Source organism: Paracoccus marcusii (assembly GCF_006151785.1).
Classification (GTDB): Bacteria; Pseudomonadota; Alphaproteobacteria; order Rhodobacterales; family Rhodobacteraceae; genus Paracoccus; species Paracoccus marcusii.
Window position 1 is genome coordinate 1 of the sequence record NZ_VDDD01000047.1, and the last position, 24,909, is coordinate 24,909.

Annotated in this window: 22 protein-coding genes; 16 read left to right on the top strand and 6 right to left on the bottom strand. The window is 67.7% G+C overall.

The features are described 5' to 3' along the window. From FHD68_RS09250 to FHD68_RS09260, 3 genes are all read left to right on the top strand, one after another. The coding region (locus FHD68_RS09250; RefSeq protein ID WP_139085580.1) for a M50 family metallopeptidase at positions 1-688 on the top strand (688 nt) is incomplete at its 5' end. 102 nt (positions 689-790) lie between these two features. Beyond that, positions 791-3,091: an outer membrane protein assembly factor BamA gene (gene bamA, locus FHD68_RS09255; RefSeq protein ID WP_052715117.1), complete on the top strand. Its 2,301-nt coding sequence runs from the start codon at positions 791-793 to the stop codon at positions 3,089-3,091. After that, positions 3,091-3,759 (top strand): OmpH/Skp family outer membrane protein, encoded by a 669-nt coding sequence (locus tag FHD68_RS09260; RefSeq protein WP_045999411.1) that lies wholly within the window; start codon positions 3,091-3,093, stop codon positions 3,757-3,759. Before bamA ends, FHD68_RS09260 begins: the two co-directional genes overlap by 1 nt. Here the strand turns inward: FHD68_RS09260 and FHD68_RS09265 are convergent. Together FHD68_RS09265 and FHD68_RS09270 are read right to left on the bottom strand one after the other, a co-directional pair. Further along, positions 3,756-4,694, bottom strand: coding sequence for a nucleoside hydrolase (locus FHD68_RS09265; RefSeq protein ID WP_127898287.1), 939 nt, complete (start codon positions 4,692-4,694; stop codon positions 3,756-3,758). The two genes, FHD68_RS09260 and FHD68_RS09265, sit on opposite strands and share 4 nt — an antisense overlap. A gap of 134 nt (positions 4,695-4,828) precedes the next feature. Then, complete coding sequence (locus tag FHD68_RS09270; RefSeq protein ID WP_045999409.1) at positions 4,829-5,827, bottom strand: Fe(3+) ABC transporter substrate-binding protein; 999 nt, start codon at positions 5,825-5,827, stop codon at positions 4,829-4,831. Positions 5,828-5,933: 106 nt separating this feature from the next. Between FHD68_RS09270 and FHD68_RS09275 the strand changes: the two genes are divergently transcribed. Further along, positions 5,934-7,739 (top strand): ABC-F family ATP-binding cassette domain-containing protein, encoded by a 1,806-nt coding sequence (locus tag FHD68_RS09275; RefSeq protein ID WP_139085582.1) that lies wholly within the window; start codon positions 5,934-5,936, stop codon positions 7,737-7,739. Here the strand turns inward: FHD68_RS09275 and FHD68_RS09280 are convergent. Then, a complete protein-coding gene (locus FHD68_RS09280) occupies positions 7,736-8,719 on the bottom strand; it encodes a zinc-binding metallopeptidase family protein (RefSeq protein WP_127898289.1) in 984 nt (327 codons plus the stop codon). The two genes, FHD68_RS09275 and FHD68_RS09280, sit on opposite strands and share 4 nt — an antisense overlap. Positions 8,720-8,968: 249 nt before the next feature. Here FHD68_RS09280 and rplU point away from each other — a divergent pair, with 249 nt between their 5' ends. The 4 genes from rplU to FHD68_RS09300 all read left to right on the top strand — a co-directional run bounded on the left by rplU (position 8,969) and on the right by FHD68_RS09300 (position 11,435). Further along, positions 8,969-9,382: a 50S ribosomal protein L21 gene (rplU, locus tag FHD68_RS09285; protein ID WP_127898290.1), complete on the top strand. Its 414-nt coding sequence runs from the start codon at positions 8,969-8,971 to the stop codon at positions 9,380-9,382. 12 nt (positions 9,383-9,394) lie between these two features. Beyond that, positions 9,395-9,667, top strand: coding sequence for a 50S ribosomal protein L27 (rpmA, locus tag FHD68_RS09290; protein ID WP_045999405.1), 273 nt, complete (start codon positions 9,395-9,397; stop codon positions 9,665-9,667). A gap of 106 nt (positions 9,668-9,773) precedes the next feature. Continuing rightward, positions 9,774-10,358: a GNAT family N-acetyltransferase gene (locus tag FHD68_RS09295; RefSeq protein WP_240542387.1), complete on the top strand. Its 585-nt coding sequence runs from the start codon at positions 9,774-9,776 to the stop codon at positions 10,356-10,358. Between the two features lie 63 nt (positions 10,359-10,421). Continuing rightward, the gene (locus FHD68_RS09300) at positions 10,422-11,435 is read left to right on the top strand and encodes an LLM class flavin-dependent oxidoreductase (protein ID WP_127898291.1); all 1,014 of its coding nucleotides are present in this window, start codon (positions 10,422-10,424) and stop codon (positions 11,433-11,435) included. A 67-nt stretch (positions 11,436-11,502) separates the two neighbouring features. Here FHD68_RS09300 and FHD68_RS09305 read toward each other — a convergent pair whose 3' ends face one another. Both FHD68_RS09305 and FHD68_RS09310 read right to left on the bottom strand, forming a co-directional pair. Next, on the bottom strand, positions 11,503-12,237 hold the full coding sequence (locus tag FHD68_RS09305) for a Bax inhibitor-1/YccA family protein (RefSeq protein ID WP_045999403.1): 735 nt from the start codon (positions 12,235-12,237) through the stop codon (positions 11,503-11,505). Between the two features lie 104 nt (positions 12,238-12,341). Further along, positions 12,342-13,310 carry an NADPH:quinone oxidoreductase family protein gene (locus tag FHD68_RS09310; protein WP_127898292.1) on the bottom strand — a complete coding sequence of 323 codons (969 nt, stop codon included), beginning with the start codon at positions 13,308-13,310 and terminating at the stop codon, positions 12,342-12,344. Between the two features lie 190 nt (positions 13,311-13,500). On the opposite strand from FHD68_RS09310, the gene FHD68_RS09315 reads away from it, so the two are divergent. The 6 genes from FHD68_RS09315 to FHD68_RS09340 all read left to right on the top strand — a co-directional run bounded on the left by FHD68_RS09315 (position 13,501) and on the right by FHD68_RS09340 (position 22,379). After that, positions 13,501-13,860 (top strand): helix-turn-helix domain-containing protein, encoded by a 360-nt coding sequence (locus tag FHD68_RS09315; RefSeq protein WP_042244532.1) that lies wholly within the window; start codon positions 13,501-13,503, stop codon positions 13,858-13,860. 136 nt (positions 13,861-13,996) lie between these two features. Further along, positions 13,997-14,782, top strand: a complete 786-nt coding sequence (locus FHD68_RS09320) for an inositol monophosphatase family protein (protein ID WP_127898293.1) — start codon at positions 13,997-13,999, stop codon at positions 14,780-14,782. Positions 14,783-14,806: 24 nt separating this feature from the next. Continuing rightward, positions 14,807-16,165 carry a magnesium transporter gene (gene mgtE, locus FHD68_RS09325; protein WP_127898294.1) on the top strand — a complete coding sequence of 453 codons (1,359 nt, stop codon included), beginning with the start codon at positions 14,807-14,809 and terminating at the stop codon, positions 16,163-16,165. Next, positions 16,162-16,704, top strand: coding sequence for a 5-formyltetrahydrofolate cyclo-ligase (locus FHD68_RS09330; protein WP_205963142.1), 543 nt, complete (start codon positions 16,162-16,164; stop codon positions 16,702-16,704). The genes mgtE and FHD68_RS09330 overlap by 4 nt, the downstream gene beginning before the upstream one ends. A 421-nt stretch (positions 16,705-17,125) precedes the next feature. After that, positions 17,126-20,698: a vitamin B12-dependent ribonucleotide reductase gene (locus tag FHD68_RS09335; RefSeq protein WP_127898295.1), complete on the top strand. Its 3,573-nt coding sequence runs from the start codon at positions 17,126-17,128 to the stop codon at positions 20,696-20,698. A gap of 247 nt (positions 20,699-20,945) precedes the next feature. Continuing rightward, on the top strand, positions 20,946-22,379 hold the full coding sequence (locus tag FHD68_RS09340; protein ID WP_127898296.1) for a mannose-1-phosphate guanylyltransferase/mannose-6-phosphate isomerase: 1,434 nt from the start codon (positions 20,946-20,948) through the stop codon (positions 22,377-22,379). On the opposite strand, the gene FHD68_RS09345 is transcribed toward FHD68_RS09340, so the two are convergent. Continuing rightward, entirely contained in the window at positions 22,380-23,132 is a 753-nt protein-coding gene (locus FHD68_RS09345; protein WP_127898297.1) for a DsbA family protein, read from the bottom strand. A gap of 157 nt (positions 23,133-23,289) precedes the next feature. Between FHD68_RS09345 and FHD68_RS09350 the strand changes: the two genes are divergently transcribed. Further along, positions 23,290-24,426: a pyridoxal phosphate-dependent aminotransferase gene (locus FHD68_RS09350; protein ID WP_127898298.1), complete on the top strand. Its 1,137-nt coding sequence runs from the start codon at positions 23,290-23,292 to the stop codon at positions 24,424-24,426. Then, positions 24,423-24,909, top strand: a 487-nt coding sequence (locus FHD68_RS09355) for an AMIN domain-containing protein (protein ID WP_139085584.1), incomplete at its 3' end; no start/stop codon positions are given. The genes FHD68_RS09350 and FHD68_RS09355, both read left to right, overlap by 4 nt.

The window sequence follows — 24,909 nt, forward strand, 5'->3', positions numbered from 1 at the left end:
CATCGGCGGCGTGGCGCCGCGCAGTGCCGCGGCCGATGCCGGCATGCGCGCGGGCGACGTGGTGCTGGCCATCGACGGCCAGCCCGTCACCCGCTTTACCCAGATGCGCGAGGCGGTCGAGGCTGCCGAGGGCCGGCCCCTGGCCCTGCGCCTGTGGCGCCCCGGCACCGGAGAGCTGGACGTGACCCTGTCGCCCAAGCTGTCGGACCTGCCCGCCGATGGCGGCGGGTTCGAGCAGCGCTGGCTGATCGGGGTGACGGGCGGCGAAAGCTTCTTCTCGCCCCAGACGCGCAGTGCCGGGCCGCTGGAGGCGCTTGGCCTGGGCGTCGGGCAGACCTGGGGGATCATCACGTCGTCGCTGACGGGGATGTGGGCGATGATCTCGGGGCAGATCGGCACCTGCAACCTGGGCGGCGCGATCAGCATTGCCGAAAGCACCGGTCAGGCAGCCAGCGCGGGCGGCGCCAACTTCCTGTGGTGGATTGCGGTCCTGTCGGCGGCGATCGGGTTCCTGAACCTGCTGCCGATCCCCGTGCTGGATGGCGGTCACCTGATGTTCTACGCCTACGAGGCCGTCCGCGGACGCCCGCCTTCGGACAAGGCGCTGAACCTGCTGACCGCGATCGGCATGGCGGCAGTCCTGTCATTGATGATTTTCGGGCTCACGAACGATCTTTTCTGCCCTTGATGCGCTTGCGGTTTTGACAGCCCTGCCCCGATGGGGCTACAGACCATAGGCAAAACGACAGCCCGAACCGGGCGCGTGCAGGCGGATACAAGAGGGGCCATCATGGAACGGAAACTGGGCAAGGGCGCATTGGCGCTGGTGACGTCCCTGGCGATCGCGGCGCCAATCGGAATGATCCCGCAGCAGGCCGCCGCCGTGGTCTTCGGCAGCATCCAGGTTCAGGGCAACCAGCAGATCGAGACGGGCGCCGTGCTGTCCACGCTGGCCCTGCCGCAGGGCCAAGACTTGAGCCCCGGCCAGATCAACGACGGTCTGCAGCGCCTGCAGAATTCCGGCCTGTTCGAGACGGTCGAACTGATCCCGCAGGGGTCCACCCTGGTCGTGCGCGTCAGCGAATATCCGATCGTCAACCAGATCACCTTCGAGGGCAACCGCCGCCTGAACGACGAGCGTCTGGCCGAGATCGTGCGCAGCCAGTCGCGCCGCGTCTATCAGCCCAGCCAGGCCATCCAGGATGCCCAGGCCATCGCCCAGACCTATGCCGCCGAGGGACGCCTGGCCGCCCGCGTCGATCCGCGCATCATCCGCCGCAGCGGCAACCGCGTCGATCTGGTCTTCGAGATCCGCGAAGGCAACGTCACCGAGATCGAACGCGTCAGCTTTGTCGGCAACCGCGCCTATTCGGACCGCCGCCTGCGCAACGTGCTGGAGACCAAGCAGGCGGGCCTGCTGCGGACCTTCATCCGCCGCGACACCTTTGCGCCCGAGCGCATCCCGCTGGACGAACAGCTGCTGACCGATTTCTATCGTTCGCAGGGTTACGCCGATTTTCGCGTGCAGGGCGTGGCGCCCGAAATCGCGCGTGAACGCGACGCGTTCTTCATCACCTTCAACATCTCGGAAGGGCCGCGCTATCGCTTTGGCCGGGTCGAGACCATCTCGGAGATCCCGGGCGTCGATGCGTCGCTGTTCGCCGAGCAGAGCCGCGTCCGGCGCGGGTCGTTCTACAACCCGTCGGTCATCGACACGTCGATCCGCCGGATGGAGACGATCGCCATCCAGCAGGGCCTGAACTTCGTCAACATCGAGCCTCGCGTCACGCGCAACCCGGAAAACCAGACGCTGGACTTGACCTTTGCGCTGACCCGCGGCCAGCGCGTCTTCGTCGAGCGCATCGACATCGAGGGCAACACCACGACGCTGGACCAGGTGATCCGCCGCCAGTTCACCACCGTCGAGGGCGACCCCTTCAACCCGCGCGAGATCCGCAATTCGGCCGAACGCGTGCGCGCGCTTGGCTATTTCGCGGATGCGCAGGTCCAGACCCGCGAGGGCAGCAGCCCCGACCAGGTCATCGTCGGCGTCAATGTCGAGGAACAGCCGACCGGGTCGCTGTCCCTGGGCGCCAGCTATGGCGTCAATTCGGGCGTGGGCTTCAACATCGGCCTGACCGAGCAGAACTTCCTGGGCCGCGGCCAGACCCTGGGCCTGCAGTTGCAGACCGCGACCGACGACCGCGCCGCCGGGGTCACCTTCATCGAGCCGTTCTTCCTGGGCCGCGACCTGCGCTTTGGTTTCTCGGCCAACTATACCGAGACCGAGGGCCTGAATTCGGATTTCGACACCCGTCAGATCCGCATCCAGCCGTCGCTGGAATTCCCGATCTCGGCCAATGCGCGGATCGAGCTGCGCTACCGCATCTCGGAGGACAAGCTGTCCAACGTGACCGAGGACAGCTCGGCCCTGCTGATCGCCGAGGAGGGCACGCGCCTGACCTCGTCGCTTGGCTATACCTACAACTGGGATTCGCGCCGCACTGGGCTGGACCCGCTGACCGCGTACCGGTTCCGCTTCTCGCAGGATTTCGCGGGTGCGGGGGGCGACACCAAGACGATCACCACGACCGCGCTGGCCGGCGTCGAGAGCACCGCTTGGCGCGAGAGCGTGACCCTGCGCGGCGAGGTGGAGGCCGGGGCGATCTATACCTACGGCGATTATTCGACCTGGATCCTGGACCGCTTCCGCACCGGCAACCGCGTCCGCGGGTTCGAGCCGAACGGCATCGGGCCGCGCGACCTGGCTGCGGTGAACGAGGACGGCCTGGGCGGCAACTTCTACTGGGCGGCGCGCGGCGAGGCGCAGTTTCCCATCGGCCTGCCCGAGGAATACGGCATCCAGGGCGGTCTTTTCGTCGATGTCGGCTCGCTATGGGGTCTGGACCGGACCATCGGCACCGGCGGCGTCCCGGTCGATGACGACATGTACACGCGCGCCGCGGTCGGCGCGTCGATCTTCTGGACCACGCCGATCGGTCCGCTGCGCTTCAACTTCTCGCAGGCGCTGCAGAAGGAAGACTATGACCTGGAGCAGAATTTCGACCTGACGATCCAGACGAACTTCTGATGCCGGTCCTTCGGACGGGACTGGGGCTGGTGGCGGCGGCGTTGATGGCGCTGCCCGCCGCCGCGCAGGATGCGACGGTGCCCGACATCCCGGCGCCCGAGATCCCGCCGATCGCCACGCCGCCCGTCCTGCCCAACAGCACCATTCCCAGCCCCGAGGAGGCGGCCGAAAGCGCGCCGATCCTGACGCTGGACCAGGAGGTTCTGTACCTGTCCTCGGCCTGGGGTCTGCGTGCGCAGGCCCGGCTGGAGGCCAAGGGCGAGGAGGTCACTGCCGAGAACGACCGCCTGACGCAGCTGCTGTCGTCGGAGGAGGCGCGCCTGACTGAGCAGCGTAGCACGCTGCCCGCGGCCGAATTCCGCGAGCTGGCCGAAAGCTTCGACATCCGCGCGACGCGCATCCGCCGGGAGCGCGCGCAGGCGGTCCAGGACCTGAATGCCTGGGCCGAGGCCGACCGGGCGGCCTTCTTTCGGGCCGCGCTGCCGGTGATGGGTCAGGTGATGCAGGACCGGGGCGCCGTGGCGGTTCTGGACCGGCGCACGATCTTCGTGTCGCTGGACGCGATCGACGTCACCGAACAGCTGGTCGCGGCGCTGGACGATCGCATCGGCGACGGAGAGGGGGTCGTGCCGCTGCCCGAACCGCCCCCGTCCGAGGATGCGCCCTAGGGCAGCCGCGCGATGCGGTCGTGGATCATGTCGAACAGCGCGTCGCGGTCCACGTCCTTGAGGAACAGCGCGTTGGGCGTCCGCCCGCTGACGCGCCACCAGTCGGCGACGGTCATGCCGGTGGTCCAGCGGCCCTCGATCTCGATCTCGACGTTGATGTGGCGGCCCTGGAACAGGTCGGGGTCCAGCAGCCAGGCGATGGTGCAGGGATCATGCAGCGGCGCGCCGAGGCTGCCGTATTTCGCGGTATCGAAGCGTTCGAAGAAGTCGGTCCAGCCCGCGACGGCCGGGCCGCAGCGGCCGGGCAGGGCGCGCATCGCCTCGACCCAGGCCCGGTCGGTCAGCGCCTTGTGCGTCACGTCCAGCGGCATGACGACCAGCGGCACGCCGGCGGCGAACACCTCGGCCGCGGCCTCTGGATCGACATAGATGTTGAATTCGGCCGCGGGGGTGATGTTGCCCACCTCGAAATAGGCGCCGCCCATCAGCACGATCTGCTGCACGCGTCCGATGATGTCGGGGGCGCGGCGGAATGCCTCGGCGATGTTGGTCAGCGGGCCGATGGGCACCAGCGTCACGGTGCCCGCATCATGGGTGCGCAGGGTCTCGACGATGAAATCGACGCCGTCCTGCGCCTGCAGGGGTAAGGTGGGCGCGGGCAGCTCGATTCCGTCCAGCCCGGTCTTGCCATGCACGTGTTCGGCCGTCACCAGATCGCGCGACAGGGGCCGGTCGCGGCCCGCAAAGACCGGCACGTCGGTCCGGCCCGACAGTTCGACCACCTTGCGGGCGTTCACCTCCGTCAGGGCCAGCGGCACGTTGCCGGCCACCGCGACGATGCCCAGGACATGCAGTTCCGGAGAGGCCAGCGCCAGCAGGATGGCCACCGCGTCGTCCTGACCGGGGTCCGTGTCGATGATGATCTTCTGTGCCAAACCGCGTCTCCAAGGCTCACAAGCGGCGATGATTGCGTCAGCAACGAAAAAGGCGCAAGCCCGCGCCTGCGCCTTTTGCGGACATCTGTAAGTTTCCTTGCGTCGGGGGGGTGGGGCCCCGACGCAAGAAGCCGTCACCCGTCGAAGTTGACGCGCTCGATCAGGTCCAGCGCCTGCGGGCGCAGGTCCGAGATCTCGGTCAGCGTCAGGTCGTCGGCGGTGAAGTCGCCCCAGCTGGCCACCAGCTCGGACCGCTCGACACCTTCGGTCACGGGGAACTCGTTGTTGGTTTCGGCATAGATGCGCTGTGCCTCTTCGCCGGCCAGGAACTGCATCAGCTGCAGCGCCGCGTCGCGGTTCGGCGCGGACTTGGTCATCGCAACGCCGGACACGTTCACATGCGTGCCGCCATCCTCGAAGGTCGGGAAGACGATACGGACCGATTCGGCCCATTCCTTCTGCTCGTCATCCTTCAGCATCGCGCCCATGTAATAGGTGTTGCCCAGGCTGATGTCGCATTCGCCGGCCCAGATCGCCTTGACCTGGTCGCGGTCGCCGCCCTCGGGACGCTTGGCCAGGTTCGACTTGACGCCCTCCAGCCAGGCGACGGTCTCCTCCTCGCCGTGATGGGCCAGATAGGCCGCGGTCAGCGCGACGTTATAGTCGTTGGTGAAGCTGCGGGTGCAGATGCGGCCTTCCCATTTCGGATCGGCCAGGTCCTCGTAGGTGGTGACCTCTCCGTCGGCCACGCGCTCCTTGCTGGCATAGACGATGCGGGCGCGGGTGGTCAGGGCGAACCACTGGTTCTCGTCGTCGCGCAGGCCGGCGGGGATCGCCTCCAGCGCCGGGTCCTCGACCGGCTGCAGGACGCCCGCGTCCTTGACCTCGCCCAGGCGGGCCACGTCGACGGTCAGCACCAGGTCGGCGGGCGAACGGTCGCCCTCGGCCTGCAGGCGCTCGACCATGCCCTTGTCGACGAAAGCCACGTTGACCGGAATGCCCGTCTCGGCGGTGAAGGCGTCGATCAGCGGCTGGATCAGCTCGGGCTGGCGGTGCGAATAGACGTTCACTTCCTGCGCCAGGGCCGGCATGGCGGTGGCACCCAGCAGCGTGGCGATGATCAGGGGACGCATGTTGACTCCTTTGGTCAGAATTCCCGCGTCTTGTGGCAATTCCGACCGAACCTGTCAAGCAATGCGGTGGATTGACCCCGGCGCGGCGCCGGGCTAGGGCGCGGTCATGGCACGCGCACCCCTTTTGCAACTCTCCGAGATCTCGCTGACCTATGGCGGCGATCCCAATTTCGAGGGCCTGTCCCTGAACGTCCAGCCGGGCGACCGCGTCGCGCTGGTCGGTCGGAACGGGTCGGGCAAGTCCACCCTGATGAAGGTGATGGCCGGTTTCGTCGAACCCGACCGGGGCGAGGTGGTCCTGGCGGCCGGCGTCTCGACCGGCTACATGGAGCAGGACCCGGACCTGTCGGGCTTCGAGACGCTTGGCGAGTTTGCCCGCGACGGGTTGGAGCCGGGCGAGGATTACCGCGTCGACATGGCCGCCGAGGGGCTGAAGTTCGACCCAGACCGCCCCGTGGCCACCGCATCGGGCGGCGAGCGTCGCCGCGCCGCGCTGGCCCGCCTGCTGGCGCAGGCGCCCGAACTGATGCTGCTGGACGAGCCGACCAACCACCTGGACATCGAGGCCATCGGCTGGCTGGAGGATCATCTGTCCCAGACCCGTGCGGGCTTCGTGCTGATCAGCCACGACCGCGCCTTTCTGCGCCGCCTGACCAAGGCGACGCTGTGGATCGACCGCGGCCAGGTCCGCCGGCAGGAACGGGGCTTCGAAGGCTTCGAGGATTGGCGCGAGGCGACCTGGGCCGCCGAGGATGACGCCCGCCACAAGCTGGACCGCAAGATCAAGGCCGAGGCCCGGTGGGCCGTCGAGGGCATCAGCGCGCGCAGGAAGCGCAACCAAGGCCGCGTCCGCGCCCTGGCCGCCCTGCGGGCCGAGCGCAGCAGCCAGATCCGCCGTCAGGGCACCGCCGCGATGGCGTTCGACAGCGGCACCACCAGCGGCAAGAAGGTGGTCGAGGCCACCGGCATCGCCAAGGCCTTCGGCGACAAGACCATCCTGCGGCCCTTCGACCTGCGCATCCAGCGCGGCGATCGCATCGCCTTTGTCGGGCCGAACGGCGCGGGCAAGACCACGCTGATCAAGATGCTGACCGGAGAGATCGCCCCCGACCAGGGCACGGTCACGATGGGCACCAACCTGGAGATCGCGGTCTTCGACCAAGCCCGCGCCGCGTTGAACCCCGACCAGACGCTGTGGGAATCGCTGACCGGCGACCCCGAGATGCGCGTGTCGGGCCGCGCCGATCAAGTGATGGTGCGGGGCCAGCCCAAGCATGTCGTGGCCTATCTGAAGGATTTCCTGTTCGACGACGCCCAGGCCCGCGCACCCGTGCGCAGCCTGTCGGGCGGCGAGAAGGCGCGTCTGCTGTTGGCGCGGCTGATGGCGCGGCCGTCGAACCTGCTGGTCATGGACGAACCTACCAACGATCTGGACGTCGAGACGTTGGACCTGCTGCAGGACCTGCTGGGCGAATATGACGGCACCGTTCTGCTGGTCAGCCACGACCGCGATTTCATCGACCGGGTGGCCGACACCACCGTGGCGATGGAGGGTGACGGCCGCGCCACCGTCTATGCCGGCGGGTGGAGCGATTACCAGGCGCAGCGCGGCGAGACCATGGTCGAGGAACCCGTCGCGGTCGCCAAGGCCGCGCCCGTGACGGACAAGCCCAAGGCCGCGCGCGATGGCCTGAGCTTCACCGAACGCCACCGCCTGGAGGCACTGCCCGGCGTCATCGCCAAGCTGGAGGCAGAGATCGCCAAGCTGTCGGAATTCATGTCCGACCCGACGCTGTTCCAGACCGCCCCGGCCAAGTTCGAAAAGGCCAGCCTGGCCCTGTCCGAACGCCAGGCTGCCCTGGCCGATGCCGAGGAGGAATGGATGTCGCTGGAGGAAAAGGCCGCCGTCTAGGCGGCCTTCCCCTCGCCGCGGGCAAGGTGGTTCTGCAGCCAGCCATGGGCGAAGGCGATCTTGTGCCGGACCGGCACGGTCAGCACGAACGGGTAGAGGTCGCTGTTGTCCAGCGCGCGATTGATGTCGTTGACCGCGATGGTGATCTCGGCCGCGATGTTCAGCAGGCGATACGGATCGGTCTCGGAATAGGGGTGATAGTCCGGCGGCACGCCCGGCATGTCCAGATGCGTGCTGCAGAAGCTGTCGGCCACGTCCGTCAGGTGCAGCAGGTGGGCGACCGTCTCCGCCCAGTCCTCGTGCGGGTGCGAGGTGGCATAGCTGGTGATGAAATCGCCTGCCGGGTCGCGCGGATCGGCATAGTGGTTCTTGAGGGCCTGGGCGTAATCGGCCCGCTCGTCGCCGAAGACGGCGCGGAAGGCGGGCAGGAAATCGGGCAGCACCTTCAGGCGGTCGAACAGGAAATGCGCGATCTCGTGGCGGAAATGGCCGACCATCGAGCGGTACTGCTCTCCCAGCTTCAGCTGGCGTTTCAGGCGGATCAGCTCGTCCGCCTCGGTCACGTTGATGGTGATCTCTCCGTTGGCATGGCCCATGATGATCTGCTGATCGCGCCCGCCGGTATGTTCGGACAGCATCAGGAACCGCGGACGCCGCCCGGGATCGGCCGGGGTGAACCAGTCCCATTCCGCAAGGTTGGCCAAAACCCACCGCTTGGCGCGTTCGGCGCTGGCCAGCAGGCGCTGGTTGTCGCCGATGTTCATCACCGGCACAACATGCGACATGGCGCAGGACGCGCAGAAGCCGCCCGGAACCTCGGCCGCCCAGTTGCAGGCGATGCGCGGGCGGTTGGCGCAATGGGGGGCGTCCGCTACCATCCGCCGCACGACCGGCGCATAGACCAGCGGCTCTCCGCACAGACAGATCAGGTTGTGGAAATAGGCGCGCGTGCCGCAATGCGGGCAGGAGAAGCGTTGCATCAGCTGGGGTCCGGTCCTGTCAGTGGCAGGGTACAAGCCCCGCGGTGCCGCAGGGTTCCGCACCATCGCACCGGCCTTGACAGGCAGGCCCGGATCGGGCAAATGCAGCGCACCGGCAGGGCATCCGCCCTTGGCCGGTCGATTGTTTTTAACGACACCCGCACAAGGGTGCGCCGTCCGAAGGCGGGGTTCGCCCCCCAACGCCGACATTGTCGGGGCCGCAGGACGCGGTGATGAAGGAAGAAAGCGATGTTCGCGGTTCTGAAAACTGGCGGCAAGCAGTACAAGGTGCAGGCGGGCGACGTCCTGCGCGTTGAAAAGCTGAATGCCGCGGCTGGCGATACGGTCCAGTTCAACGATGTGCTGATGGTCGGCTCGACCCTGGGTGCGCCCCTGGTCGCCGGTGCCTGCGTGCAGGCCACCGTGATCGAGCAGATCAAGGCCGACAAGGTCATCACCTATGTCAAGCGCCGCCGCAAGCACAGCTCGCAGCGGACCCGCGGTCACCGCCAGCAGCTGACGCTGCTGCGCGTCACCGACGTGCTGGACAAGGGTGCGGACAAGACCGGCGTCAAGTCCGCCGTCGGCGCCCGCACGAAGGTCGAGGCCGCCGATGCGCCCGCCAAGACCAAGAAACCGGCCAAAGACGCCGCTGAAGCCTAAGGAGAACGACCCATGGCACATAAGAAAGCAGGCGGTTCTTCCCGCAACGGTCGCGACAGCGCGGGACGCCGTCTTGGCGTCAAGCTGTTCGGTGGCCAGGCCGCCATCGCGGGCAATATCATCGCACGTCAGCGCGGCACCACCTGGTGGCCGGGCGTGAACGTCGGCATGGGCAAGGATCACACCCTGTTCGCGCTGACCGACGGCCATGTGAGCTTCAAGAAGGGCCTGAAGGGCCGGACGTTCATTTCGATCGTCCCCGCCGAGCTGGAAGCAGCCGAGTAACCTTAGCGTAATATTCTGATGCTAAGGGGGGATCGGCGAGAGCCGGTCCCCCGAACCGTTTTATCGTCACATTTATTGATCGGTTTCTTGGGGAGGAAACATGGTGATGTCTGCACCCATGCGCGAGGGGAGTCGTCTGGACGACCTTGCGCCCGTCTTGGCCGATGGCCCGGCCCAGCCCGTGATCGCGACAGAGCGGTTCACGCTGCGACCGCTGCGCGCCTCTGATGCCGGCCTGATCGAACATTACACCGCCGACCGACGCGTGGCCGAAGGCACGCGCGCCATCCCCCATCCCTTGCCCCGCGGCGCCGCCGAAAGTTTCGTCGCCCGCTCCCTGGCCGCGGATCGGTCCGAGGATGTCTGGGCCATCGACGGGTCGGACCACAAGCTGGCCGAGCTGCTGGGCGTCGTGTCGCTGACCCGCATGGAGGGGTCGCAGTCGGAACTGGGCTTCTGGATCGGCGCGGGCTTCTGGAACACCGGCTTCGCGACCGAGGCCGTGGCGGCCCTTGTCGCGGCGAACCCGCACGGGGCACGGACCCTGTTCGCCGAGGCGTTTCAGGACAATCCGGGATCGGCCCGGGTGCTGACCAATTGCGGCTTCGTCTATCTGGGCGATGCCGAAAGCTGGTCCGTCGCGCGGGGCGGCCGGGTGCCGACCTGGACCTATCTGCGCAAGATGGTCTGAACGACTGCCTGATATGTCCTGTCCCGTTATTGCAAAGCGGGGCAGGCGGCCTAGATCAGGGGAATGACACAGCATCTTCCCTATTCCGTTCTCGACCTGTCGCCGGTTCCCGAAGGGTCCACGGCGCAGGACGCCATCCGCAACACGATCGACCTTGCCCAACATGCCGAGGGCTGGGGCTATCACCGATTCTGGTTGGCCGAGCATCACAACATGCCCGGCATCGCCAGCGCCGCGACCGCGGTCCTGATCGGACTGGTCGCACAGGCGACCAAGACGATCCGCGTGGGGGCGGGCGGCATCATGCTGCCCAACCACGCGCCGCTGACCGTGGCCGAGGCCTTTGGGACCCTGGCCACGGCCTTTCCCGACCGCATCGACCTGGGCCTGGGCCGCGCGCCCGGGGGTGACGGCGCGGTGATCCGCGCCCTGCGCCGGGATCCGATGGCCGACAGCTTTCCGCAGGACGTGGTCGAGCTGCTGGACTATCTGGGCCCTGAACGCGCGGGCGCGGCCGTCCGCGCGCTGCCCGGAGAGGGGACGAACATCCCCGTCTGGATCCTGGGCAGCAGCCTGTTCGGCGCGCAGCTGGCGGCGCATCTGGGCCTGCCCTATGCCTTTGCCAGCCACTTCGCCCCCGAACAGCTGGAACAGGCGCTGAGCATCTATCGCGAACGGTTCCGCCCCTCGCCCTGGGGGCAGAAGCCCTATGCGGTGCTGGCGGCGAACGTCTTTGCCGCCGACGACGCCGGAGAGGCCGCCTATCTGCGCACGACGATGCAGCTGGCCTTCGCGCGCCTGCGGACCGGCCAGCCCGGCAAGCTGCCGCGCCCGGTCCGCGACATCGACGCCGAGATCGGCGCGCAGATGCGCCAGGCCGTCGACGGTGCGCTGCGCATCAGTGCAGTGGGTGACCGCGAGCGCGTCCGCGACCAGCTGTCGCGTCTGGTCGAGACCTATTGCCCCGACGAGGTGATCCTGACCGGCCAGATCCACGATCATACGGCCCGGCTGCGCAGCTTCGAGATCGCGGCCGAGGCGGCATCGTCCCTGCCGCCGGTCCGGCAGGCCGCCTGAGCCCCCGCCATTCAAAAGCAAAAGGCCCCCGAAAGGGGGCCTTTTTTCATGTCGCAGGTGCGTTGGATTATTCGCGGTTGCCCATGAAGGACAGCAGGAACATGAACAGGTTCAGGAAGTCCAGGTACAGCTTCAGCGCGCCCATGATGGCGGACTTGCCCAGGAAATCCGCACCCGAACCCTGCATCTGCAGGTAGGTGTTCTTGATGTTCTGCGTGTCGTAGGCGGTCAGGCCCGCAAAGATCAGCACGCCGATGACCGAGATCGCGAACTGCATGGCCGAGGAGGCGATGAAGATGTTCACGATCGACGCAACGATCAGGCCGATCAGGCCCATCAGCAGGAACGTGCCCCAGCCCGACAGGTCCTTCTTGGTTGTATAGCCCCACAGGGACAGGCCCGCGAAGGCGATGGCCGTGACCAGGAAGGTCTGGACGATCGACACCCCGGTATAGACCAGGAAGATCGAGCTGATCGAGACGCCCATCAACGCCGCGAAGGCGTAGAAGACGCCGGTCGCCGCCGAGACGGACAGCCGGTTCAGGGCCGCGCCAAAGGCGAACACCATCAGCAGCGGCGCGAACATGATCACCCACCGTAGCGGCGAGTTGTACAGCGTGTTGGCCACGGCCGGGTTGGTCATGGCGGCGGTCGCGGTGCCATAGGCGGTCGCGGCGGTTACACCCATGCCGACCGCCATCAGCCCATAAACCTTGTTCATGTAGGCCCGCAGGCCCTGGTCGACCGCCGCCGTGCGGTGGCCTACGCCCTGCGCGGTACGGTACGTGTTGTAATCTGCCATCGATGTCTCCCTTGGAAGGCATGCCGACGCAGTGCCGGCTTGGGTCCAATATCGGTGGAAAGGCAGGATTTTTCAATGCCGCGCTTGGCTCAAATGCGTCGTGATCACAGCGTGATGACCACTTTGCCGACGCTGCGCCGCTCTCTCAGCATGGCGTAGCCCTGGGCCAGATCGTCCAGGGGCAAGGTGGCGCCAGCGACAGGGTCCAGCCGGCCCGCGCGGAACAGATCGAACAGCGCGTCGATGCTGTCCCGCAGCGCCTGCGGGTCCAGCGCGCGATAGCCGCCCCAGTAGAAGCCGTGGATGGCGATGTTCTTGACCAGCGCGTGGTTCAGCGGCAGCACCGGGGGGCGGCCGCCGGCAAAGCCGATGACTAGGAACCGCCCGCCGGGACGCAGGGCGCGGAACGCCGCCTCGCCAGGTTCGGCGCCCACGGGGTCATAGACCACGTCTGCGCCGCCAAGATCGCGCAGCGCTGCGCGCAGATCGGGGCAGGTGGCGCTGTCGATGACGTGGGATGCCCCCGCCTGGCGGACCACATCGACCTTGTCGGCGCCGCGCGCGATGCCGATCACCCGCGCGCCCATCGCTGCGCCGATCTGCACGGCGGTCAGCCCGACCCCGCCCGCGGCCCCCAGAACGACCAGCGTCTGTCCCGCCTGCAGCGCGCCGCGCCCGGCCAGGGCCAGGTGACTTGTCCCATAAGCCACCTGAAAGCCCGCCGCCTGTTCCAGCGTCATGGCGTCCGGAATGGCCTGGACGGCCCCCGGATCGACCGCCATCACCTGCGACATCGTGCCCGGTGCCGAAACGACCACGCGTGTGCCGGCAACCAGGCCCGATCCGGCGGGCGCCGAGAGGACGGTGCCGGCCCCCTCCAGCCCCGGCACGAAGGGCGGATCGGCCGGTTCCTGGTACTGTCCCTTGGCCTTGAGCAGGTCGGCAAAATTCAATGCCGCCGCGCCTATGCGCAAAAGCACCTGATCGGGACCGGCCACGGGGGGCGGAACATCCCGGATCACCGGGTCCTGACCCAGGGCCGAGATGAAGGCTGCGCGAATCAGTTGTGACATGTATTGTGGCCCTCGGATGTTGTCTGCACGTTCGCATCCCCGCTGGCCAAGTCAACGCGATGCCGATATGGCCGCAAGGACACCCCTGGACCTGTCTTTATGGTCAGGAAAGCCCCGATTAACCAAGTTGACACTCGAAAATTGTGCCTTTCCGGGCTAGAGCATCCTGAGATTGCAAAAGGTTGGGGCAATGAAGCATAGTGTAGATGTTCACGTTGGTAAGCGTATCCGCCATCGTCGCTGGATGATTGGCATGACTCAACAGCAACTTGCCGACAAAGTCGGCATCAAGTTCCAGCAGATCCAGAAGTACGAGACCGGCATGAACCGCGTCTCGGCCTCGCGTCTGTGGGACATCGCGCGGGCGGTCGACGTTCCGGTCAGCTTCTTCTTCGAAGGCCTGTCCGAGGGCGAAGTTCCCGGCGTGGTCGAAGGCGACATCTTCGCCGACAAGGAAGCGCTGCAGCTGGTGCGCGCCTATTACGCCATGCCCGAGGCGCAGCGTCGCCAGATCTTCGAGCTGGCCCGCGTCCTGTCCGACGCGGCCTGAAAGGCCTGACCGCCAGAAGGCGGATGACCCTGCCGCCGTCCCGCGCCGCTTGACCGCCGGACGACGGCCCCCTTTGACCGCTGGTCCCCCGGCGCATGACAGGCTACACCCGGCGTGACGACACGCAGGGGGCCGCATGCAGGACGCAGACCAGATCACCCGCACCGCGCATTTGATGGCAGACGCTGCCCGTCGGGCGATCCTGCCGTGGTTCCGCCACGCGGATCTGGCGGCCGACAACAAGCGGCCGGCCGATTTCGACCCCGTGACCCAGGCCGACCGCGATGCCGAACGCGCGATGCGCGACGTGCTGGCGCGCGAGCGGCCCGATGACGCCATCCTGGGCGAGGAATATGGCGCGACCCCCGGCACCAGCGGGCTGACCTGGATCCTGGATCCGATCGACGGCACGCGCGCATTCCTGTGCGGGGCGGCCAGCTGGGGCGTGCTGATCGGCCTGTCCGACGGGCGGGACGTGATCTATGGCCTGATCGACCAGCCCTATGTCGGCGAGCGGTTCGAGGGCGGGCTTGGCCATGCCCGGCTGACCTCGGCCGCCGGCGAACGGGCGCTGCGCGTGCGCGGCGGCACGCCGCTGGAGCGCGCGACGCTGCTGACGACCTTTCCCGAAATCGGCACGGCGGCCGAGGCCACGGCCTTTCGCCGCGTGGCCGACCGGGCGCGGCTGACGCGATACGGGCTGGACTGCTATGCCTATGGCCTGCTGGCCCTGGGCCAGGTCGATCTGGTGATCGAGGCGGGGCTGCAGTCCTATGACATCGCGGGTCCGCTGGCGGTGGTGCAGGCCGCGGGCGGCATCGTGACCGACTGGCAGGGCGGGTCCGCCGCCCAAGGCGGTCAGGTGATCGCCGCCGCGTCCGAGGCGCTGCACCGCGCGGCGCTGGATCTGCTGAACGGCTGACACGACAAGAACGCAGGGGGCAGCATGGCCGACGAAAACCGCGCGACCGAAACCGACGATCTGCTGAACCGCGTCGACGCGGCCGTCGAGGCCGGCGACCGCGCCGCACTGGACGCGGCCCTGGAGCCGATGCACCCGGCCGACATCGCCGACCTGATCGAGCGGCTGACCCCAGGCGACCGTCGTGCCTTCCTGACGCTTTATGCCGACGGCATCGACGGCGATGTCCTGTCCGAGATCGACGAATCCATCCGCGAGGAGGTGCTGGAGCAGCTGCCCCGCGCGGTCCTGGACGATGCCGTCCGCGAGATGGACAGCGACGACGTCGTCGACCTGGTCGAGGACCTGGACGACGCCGAGCGGGCGCTGATCCTGGCCGCGCTGGATGCGGGCGACCGCGCGGCGGTCCAGCAGTCGCTGGCCTATCCCGAATATTCCGCCGGCCGCCTGATGCAGTCCGAGGTCGTCACAGCGCCCGAGCATTGGACCGTGGCCCGCGCCATCCAGTTCCTGCGCGCCGAGGAATGGCTGCCCGAACAGTTCTATCACATCGTCCTGGTCGATCCGCGCCGTCATCCGGTGGGCTATGTCACGCTGGGTCGCCTGCTGGCATCGCGCAGCGACGCCACGCTGCGCGAGCTGGCCGAGGACAGCTTTCGCACCATCAGCGCCTTTGCCGAGGAGGCCGAGGTCGCCTATGTCTTCAACCAGTATCACCTGATCTCTGCCCCCGTCGTGGACCGCGATGACCGCTTGGTGGGCGTCATCACCATAGACGACGCGATGCAGGTCCTGGACGAGGAGCACGAGGAGGACATCCTGCGCCTGGCCGGGGTGGGCGACGAATCCAGCATCTCGGACAGCGTGATGCAGACGGTGCGCCAGCGCGTGCCGTGGCTGGCCACCAACATCGTCACCGCCCTGGCCGCCGCCAGCGTCATCGCCTTCTTCGAGGACGCCATCGCCCAGCTGGTGGCTTTGGCCGTGCTGATGCCGATCGTGGCGTCCATGGGGGGCAACGCGGGGACGCAGACGCTGACCGTCGCGGTGCGCGGCCTTGCGACGCGCGACCTCAGCCGGGCCAACGCCCTGCGCGTCGTCCGGCGCGAGGTCATCGTGGGGCTGACCAACGGGGTGTTCTTCGGGGTCATCATGGCCGCGATCACCTGGGTCTGGTTCCGCGATCCGGGTCTGGCGGCGGTGATCGGGTCGGCGATGATCATCAATCTGCTGGTCGCCGCGCTGGCGGGCATCCTGATCCCGCTTGGCCTGAACAAGCTGGGCGCGGACCCGGCGCTGGCGTCGGGAACCTTCGTGACCATGATGACCGACGTGATCGGTTTCCTGGCCTTCCTGGGGCTGGCCACGGCGGTGCTGCTGTGACCGCGGACAAGGCCCTGCTGCGCGCGCAGGCGCTGGCAGCCCGCGGGGCGGGCGGCGACGGGCAGGCCCTGTCGCGCAACCTGATCGCGACGCTGGCATCACACGCGGGCACGGTTCTGGCCGGATACTGGCCCATGCGCGACGAGGCCGATCCCCGTGCCGCGATGGCCGCGCATGACGGGCCGCTGGTGCTGCCGGTGGTGACCGGCAAGGCGCGCCCGCTGGTCTTTCGCCGCTGGCGCGACGAGCCGCTGGTGCCCGGACCCTTCGGCACGGCGCACCCGGCCGATTCGGCCGAGGTGCTGACGCCCCGCGTGCTGATCGTTCCGCTGGCGGGGTTCGACCGGCAGGGAAATCGCCTTGGCTATGGCGGCGGGTTCTATGACAGGACGTTGGAATCATTGCGAAAATCTGGCTTGGTGACGGCGATCGGGCTGGCCTATGCCTGCCAGCAGCTTGACCTGATCCCGGCCGAGCCGACGGACCAGCCGCTGGACCTGATCGTGACCGATGATGGTGTCCTGACGCCCATGCGCTGATTTCCGCCGGGCGTGGCAGATCTGCATCGGCTGTGCGCAACCGGGGGATGAATTGCGGATAAGCCTGTGGACAAGTCGTGGAATGCGGTCGGCAAGGGACTGTTCGGACGTGGTTTTTGACGCCGTATGCCACGTGCACCGCCTGGTCCTGCACGTCTCTGTGCGCGAATCCCGCACGCAGCCATGGGGCTGTCTGTCAACGGCTTTCGCGGGGCCGATTGCTAAAAAATTCGGTTGAAACAGCATCGAAGCGGCGGCAGTTTGTGGGCAATCGCCAGTGTGGCACAAGATGTGGTGGTTCTAATCGGGGGCGACCACAGGAACGTCGCAGCAGTCCTGATCTGACGGCCGTCCCCTGGGGCGGACGCGCCCTGCACGGGCGGATCGCGGCTGCGCGCAGGGGACCGGAAGGACAAGCAGGATGAAGATCGAGCGGCGCTTTACCACGGAAACCGGCGGGGCCTATGGCGGCATCGCGTTCACCACCACTCTCAGCGAGATCCGCAATCCGGACGGGACGGTGGTCTTTCGCAACGACGCGGTCGAGGTCCCCGAGGGCTGGAGCCAGGTCGCAAGCGACGTCATCGCCCAGAAATACTTTCGCCGCGCCGGCGTTCCCGCGCGGCTGAAGCCCGTCCGCGAAAAGGGCGTGCCCGAATTCCTGTGGCGCCACGTTCCCGACCATGCCGCAATGGCCGATCTGCCCGAGGATGCCCGGTTCGGCGGAGAGACCAGCGCCGCGCAGGTCTTTGACCGCCTGGCGGGGGCCTGGACCTATTGGGGCTGGAAGGGCGGCTATTTCACGACCGAGGCCGATGCCCGTGCCTATCTGGACGAGATGCGCCACATGCTGGCCCGCCAGATGGGTGCGCCCAACAGCCCGCAATGGTTCAATACCGGCCTACATTGGGCCTATGGCATCGACGGGCCGGGGCAGGGACATTTCTATGTCGATCACAAGACGGCCACGCTGACCGCATCGACCAGCGCCTATGAGCATCCGCAGCCGCATGCCTGCTTCATCCAGTCGGTCAGCGACGATCTGGTGAACGAGGGCGGCGTCATGGACCTGTGGGTCCGCGAGGCGCGCCTGTTCAAGTACGGCAGCGGCACCGGCACCAACTTCTCGTCATTGCGCGGCGAGGGTGAGCGGCTGTCCGGCGGCGGCAAGTCGTCGGGCCTGATGGGGTTCCTGAAGATCGGCGACCGGGCCGCGGGTGCGATCAAGTCGGGCGGCACGACGCGCCGCGCGGCCAAGATGGTCATCTGCGACATGGACCATCCCGACATCGAGGCCTTCGTGAACTGGAAGGTGATCGAGGAGCAGAAGGTTGCGTCCCTGGTCGCCGGCTCCAAGCTGCACGAGCGTGAGCTGAACGGCATCTTCGCGGCGATCCGCATCGGCGGCGGAGAGGTCGATCCGGCCCGCAACGACGCCCTGAAGGCCGCGATCCGCAGCGCCAAGCGCGCGATGATCCCCGAGACCTATGTGAACCGCGTGCTGCAATACGCGCGCCAGGGCTTCGACAGCATCGAGTTCCCGACCTATGACACGGACTGGGATTCCGAGGCCTATGTGTCGGTGTCGGGCCAGAACTCAAACAACTCGGTCCGGGTGACGGATGCCTTCCTGCGCGCGGTGCGCGAGGATGCGCCGTGGGAGCTGATCCGCCGCACCGACGGGACGGTCGCCAAGACCGTGTCTGCGCACGACCTGTGGGATCAGATCGGCCACGCGGCCTGGGCCTGCGCCGATCCGGGCATCCAGTTTCACGACACGGTCAACGCCTGGCACACCTGCCCCGAGGACGGGCCGATCCGCGGATCGAACCCGTGCAGCGAATACATGTTCCTGGACGACACCGCCTGCAACCTGGCGTCCATGAACCTGCTGACCTTCTGGACCGACGGCCGGTTCGACGCCGACGCCTATGTCCATGCCAGCCGGTTGTGGACCGTCACGCTGGAGATCAGCGTACTGATGGCGCAGTTCCCCTCGCGCGAGATCGCGCAGCGCAGCTATGACTTCCGCACGTTGGGGCTGGGCTATGCCAATATCGGCGGTCTGCTGATGAACATGGGCCTGGGCTATGACAGCGACCAGGGCCGCGCGATCTGCGGGGCGCTGTCGGCGATCATGACCGGCACGGCCTATGCGACCAGCGCGCGGATGGCCGCCGAACTGGGCGCGTTCCCGGGCCATGCCCGCAACGCCGACCACATGCTGCGCGTGATCCGCAACCACCGCGCCGCGGCGCATGGCACGGCGTGCGAGGGCGTGAACGTCGCCCCCGTGGCGCTGGACGCCGCGAACTGCCCGGATGCTGGCCTGGTCGACCTGGCCCGCGCGGCCTGGGACGAGGCGCTGGCCCTGGGCCAGGCGCACGGCTTCCGCAACGCCCAGACCACCGTCATCGCGCCCACCGGCACGATCGGCCTGGTGATGGATTGCGACACGACCGGGATCGAGCCGGATTTTGCCCTGGTCAAGTTCAAGAAGCTGGCGGGCGGCGGCTATTTCAAGATCATCAACCAGTCGGTCCCGGCGGCGCTGGAGAAGCTGGGCTATGCGCCCGCGCAGATCGAGGAGATCGTGGGCCACGCGGTGGGCCACGCCACCTTGGGCAACTGCCCCGCCATCAACCATGCATCGCTGGCCGGTCACGGCTTCGGCGCGACCGAGATCGCCAAGGTCGAGGCGGCCCTGCCGTCGGCCTTCGACATCCGCTTCGTCTTCAACCAGTGGACGCTGGGAGAGGATTTCTGCCGCGGCACCCTGGGCATCCCCGCGGACAAGCTGTCGGACCCCAGCTTCGACCTGCTGCGCCATCTGGGCTTCAGCCGGGCGCAGATCGACGCGGCCAACGACCATGTCTGCGGGACGATGACGCTGGAAGGCGCGCCGCATCTGCGGGCCGAGCATCTGCCGGTGTTCGACTGCGCCAATCCCTGCGGCAAGACCGGCACGCGCTATCTGTCGGTGGAAAGCCACATCCACATGATGGCCGCGGCGCAGAGCTTCATTTCCGGGGCGATCAGCAAGACGATCAACATGCCCTCCAGCGCGACCATCGCGGACACGCTGGCGGCGTACGAGCTGTCGCACAGCCTGGGGATCAAGGCCAACGCCCTCTATCGCGACGGCTCCAAGCTGAGCCAGCCGCTGGCCAGCGCCCTGATCGACGACGACGACGAGGCCGAGGAGATCCTGGCCCACGGGTCCACCCACGAAAAGGCCCGCGTTCTGGCCGAGAAGATCGTCGAGCGCGTCATCGTCAAGGAGATCGTCCGGTCGAACCGCGAGAAGCTGCCGCAGCGCCGCAAGGGGTACACCCAGAAGGCCATCGTCGGCGGTCACAAGGTCTATCTGCGCACCGGCGAATATGACGACGGCAAGCTGGGCGAGATCTTCATCGACATGCACAAGGAAGGCGCAGGCTTCCGGGCGATGATGAACAACTTTGCCATCGCCGTGTCTGTGGGCCTGCAATACGGCGTGCCGCTGGAGGAGTTCGTGGACGCCTTCACCTTCACCCGGTTCGAGCCGGCGGGGATGGTGCAAGGGAATGACAGCATCAAGAACGCGACCTCGATCCTGGACTATGTGTTCCGCGAGCTGGCCGTCAGCTATCTGGACCGCACCGACCTGGCCCATGTCGCCCCCGAGGGCGCGCGTTTCGATGAGATGGGCGGCGGCGAGGACGAGGGGCGCCCCAGCCAGCCGTCCGAGCTGAAGTCGCTGACGATGCTGAAGCAGATCAGCAGCGCGGGCTATCTGCGCAAGCGGATGCCGCAGGACCTGATGGCGCTGCAGGCCGGCGTATCGGTGACGGCGGTCACGACGGGCATGGCCACGGGGCTGGACCTGCGCGCCAAGGCCCGGATGCAGGGATACGAAGGCGATCCCTGCGGCGAATGCGGCAACTACACGCTGGTGCGCAACGGCACCTGCATGAAATGCAACACCTGCGGCGGCACCAGCGGCTGCAGCTGAGCATGGGTGGGGAATAAGTCGGCCCCCTGTGCCGTTTCCCTATCGACAGGCCCGACCCGTCGCAGCAGCAAGCGCGCACAGACGCGCGACGACTGACCCCCGTGCGCGGCCCCGTGCACGGGGGTCTTTTTCACGGCGATTTCAGGGCGTGACTTGACGCTGACGGCGCTTGGCCCTTGACTGCGGGAACGACCGGCTGCAACCGGCAGGAATGATGACAGGGCGGGGTTCGCCCAAGGGGTTTGCGATGACGATGATTACACCGGTGCTGATGGCGGGCGGTTCGGGCACGCGGCTGTGGCCCGTGTCGCGCAAGAGCTTTCCCAAGCAGTTCGCCGCCCTGACCGGGGACGAGACGCTGTTCCAGGCCTCGGCCCGGCGGCTGTCGAGCGCGGGATTCGCGGCGCCGGTGGTGATGACCAATTCCGACTTCCGCTTCATCGTGGCCGAACAGCTGGAGCAGGCGGGCATCGCGCCGGGCCGCATCGTGATCGAACCCGCGGGCCGCAACACGGCGCCGGCGATCCTGGCGGCGGCGCTGATGGTGGCGGCGGATGATCCCGACGGGCTGGTGCTGGTCGCGCCGTCCGACCACGTGATCCCCGACGCCCAGGCCTTTGCCGCGACCGTGGCCCAGGGCGCCCAGGCCGCGGCGCAGGGGCGCATCGTGACCTTTGGCATCACCCCCGACCGCCCGGAGACGGGTTACGGCTATCTGGAACTGGCCGGTGCCGGAGAGGGGCCGCAGCCCCTGGCGCGGTTTGTCGAGAAGCCTGACGCCGATCGGGCGGGCCAGATGCTGGCGGCGGGCAACTATCTGTGGAACGCGGGCATCTTCCTGTTCAGCGCCCGCACCATGATCGAGGCGTTCCGCGCCCACGCCCCTGCCTATCTGGAGCCGGTCCAGCAGGCGCTGGACCAGGCGCATCTGGACCTGGGTTTCTTGCGGCTGGCCAAGGCGCCCTGGGCCGGGGTCGAGGATCAGTCGATCGACTATGCCGTGATGGAAAAGGCCGACAACCTGACCGTGGTGCGGTTTTCGGGCCGCTGGTCGGACCTGGGCGGCTGGGACGCGGTCTGGCGCGAGGCGCTGGACCATGCGCCGTCGGATCACGGCGTGGTCACCGACGGCAATTCCACCGCGATCGACTGTCAGGACGTGCTGCTGCGGTCGGACAGCGACGATCTCAAGGTCGTGGGCATCGGGCTGCGCGACGTGATGGTGGTGGCGACCTCGGACGCGGTGCTGGTCGCCGACCGGGGCCGGGCGCAGGACGTGCGGCTGGCCGTGTCCGCTTTGAAGGCCAAGCGCGCCAAGCAGGCCGAGGCGTTCCCCCGCGACCATCGCCCCTGGGGCTGGTTCGAGACGCTGGCCCTGGCCGACCGCTTTCAGGTCAAGCGCATCGTGGTGAAACCCGGTGCGGCCCTGTCGCTGCAAAGCCATGTCCACCGGTCGGAACACTGGATCGTGGTGTCGGGCACCGCGCGGGTCACCGTCGACGACAGCGTGACCCTGGTGACCGAGAACCAGTCGATCTATGTGCCCCTGGGCGCTGTCCACCGGATGGAGAACCCCGGCAAGGTGCCGATGGTCCTGATCGAGGTGCAGACCGGCAGCTATCTGGGCGAGGACGACATCATCCGCTACGAGGATGTCTATTCGCGCAGCAGCGCCGACTGATCACATGCTTTCGCGGATCTGGGCGATGGTCTGGGCCACGCCCGCCCGCGGAACGCCGCGCAGCATCTGGTCGCCGATCACGAAGGTCGGCGTCCCCTGGATCGCCATCGTCTGGCCCAGCTCGTGGTTCTTCTGCAGCACCATGTTCACCGCATCCGTGTCCATATGCGCCATGATCGCGTCGGCATCGACGCCGATCTCTTCGGCTATGCCGCGCAGCGATTCATCCGTCGCGGGCGCGCGCAGGGCCATCAGCGCGTCATGGGCCTTTTTATAGGCCTCGTCCCCGGCGATCTGGTGGACCGAGATGGCAAAGCGGCTGGACAGTACGCTTTCCTCTCCAAGAATCGGAAATTCCTTCAGGATCAAACGAATGTTGCCATCTTCCTCGACCGCGTCATGGACCTCGGCGTTGAACTGGCGGCAGACGCCGCAGCGATAGTCGATGAACTCGACCATGGTCAGGTCGCCGTCCGGATTACCGCCCACCCAGCTGTGCCCATCGTCGAACAGCGCGTCGCTGTTGGCTTCGACCAGCTGCAGGTCGGTCTGCGCCGCATCCTGGGCCTGGCGGTTCTCCAGCACGTTGATCGATTCGATCAGCACCTGCGGGTTCTCCATCAGATAGTCGCGCACCGCCTCGCCGAAGGCGGCCTTTTCATCGTCGGTCATGGCCGAGATGTCGAAGGCCGTCGCGGGCGCGGACAGGGCCAGGCTGGTTCCCAGGAAAAAGGCGGCGGTCAGGCGTGTCATGGGGCATCCCTTGGTCTGATGTGGGCGACAGCTTGGACCGCCGCGTCCGCGATGGCAAGAACGCCCCCGACACGGCTGCGTGACGGCACGCCCCCGCCTAAAGGCTGGAGCGTGCCGCCGTCCCGCGCTATCACAAGGCAAAAATGAGGCCGAGCGAATGCGACACTCCCTGCGCGGACAGGTTGACCCGTTCATCGTGATGGACGTGATGGAGGCGGCCGCCCGGGCCGAGGCGGCAGGTCGCCATGTCATCCACATGGAGGTCGGCCAGCCCGGCACCCCCGCCCCCCTGGGCGCGCGACAGGCGCTGGCGCAGGCGCTGGAACAGCCTTTGGGATATACTGTGGCCCTGGGCCTGCCCGCGCTGCGACAGGGGATCGCGGACCTCTATCGCCGCTGGTACGGGGTCGATCTGGACCCTGCGCGGGTCGTCGTGACGCCGGGCAGCAGCGGGGCCTTCATCCTGGCCTTTTCTGCGCTGTTCGATGCGGGCGACAGGGTGGCGATGGGCTATCCGGGCTATCCCAGCTATCGCCAGATCCTGCGCGCGATGTCGCTGACCCCGGTCGGCATCCCGACCCGCCCCGAGGACCGCTATCAGCCCCGGCCCGACGATCTGCCCGACGACGTGCAGGGGCTGATCCTGGCCTCTCCGGGCAATCCGTCGGGGACGGTGCTGACCGTGCCGGAGCTGGCTGGCCTGACCCAGGCCGCTGCCGCGCGGGGCATGGCGGTGATATCGGACGAGATCTATCACGGGCTGTCCTATGCCGACCGCTGCCATTCCGCGCTTGAGGTGACGGATGAGGTTCTGGTCGTAAACTCCTTCAGCAAATACTTTTCCATGACGGGATGGCGGGTCGGATGGATGGTCGTGCCGCCCGATATGGTGCGCACGGTCGAGCGTCTGGCCCAGAACCTGTTCATCTGTCCGCCCCATGCCAGCCAGGTCGCGGCCCTGGCCGCGCTGGACTGCATCCCCGAGGCCGAGGCCAACCGCGCCGTCTATGCCGAGAACCGCCGCCTGATGCTGGAGGGGCTGCCGCGCGCGGGCTTTGACCGCATCGCCCCGCCCGAGGGCGCGTTCTACATCTATGCCGACGTGTCGCACCTGACCGACGATTCCGTGGCCTTCGCGGCCGAGATCCTGGACAAGGCGGGCGTCGCGGTCACGCCGGGGCTGGATTTCGACCCCGACCGCGGCGCGCGCACGCTGCGCTTTTCCTATGCCCGCGCAACGGCGGACATCGCCGAGGGCCTGGCCCGCCTGACGGCCTTCATGGCGGCCAGATGAGGCTTCTGCTGCTGATCCTGCTGCTGCTGGCGGGGCCGGTCCAGGCCCAGGATCCGGCACGGCTGATCCTGGGCGGGTCGTCCCTGACGCAGGCGCCGCAGGGCTGGTGGCACCGCGCCTTTGGCCCTCAGCCGCTGGAGCTGTCGCTGGCGCTGGACCGCCCGGTGCCGTGGCGGACATTCCTGGTCGGCGATCCCGCGCGCCTGGTCGTCGATCTGAAGGGCGTTGACCTGAGCGGCCGCAGCCCTGCCGACCTGTTCGGACAGGACCTGGCGCCTGCGATCCGGTGGGGCAGCTTTCGGCGCGGCTGGTCGCGGATGGTGATCGAACTGCCGGGGCCGTTCCGCGTGGCCGAGGCCGGGATGCGCACCCAAGGGGCCGAGGCGCGGCTGCGCATCGCCCTGAACCCCGTCCCGCCCGAGGATTTCGCGCCGCGCCCGTCGGCCGCGGCGGCGCTGCGCAACCTGCCCGATCCGGCGGACC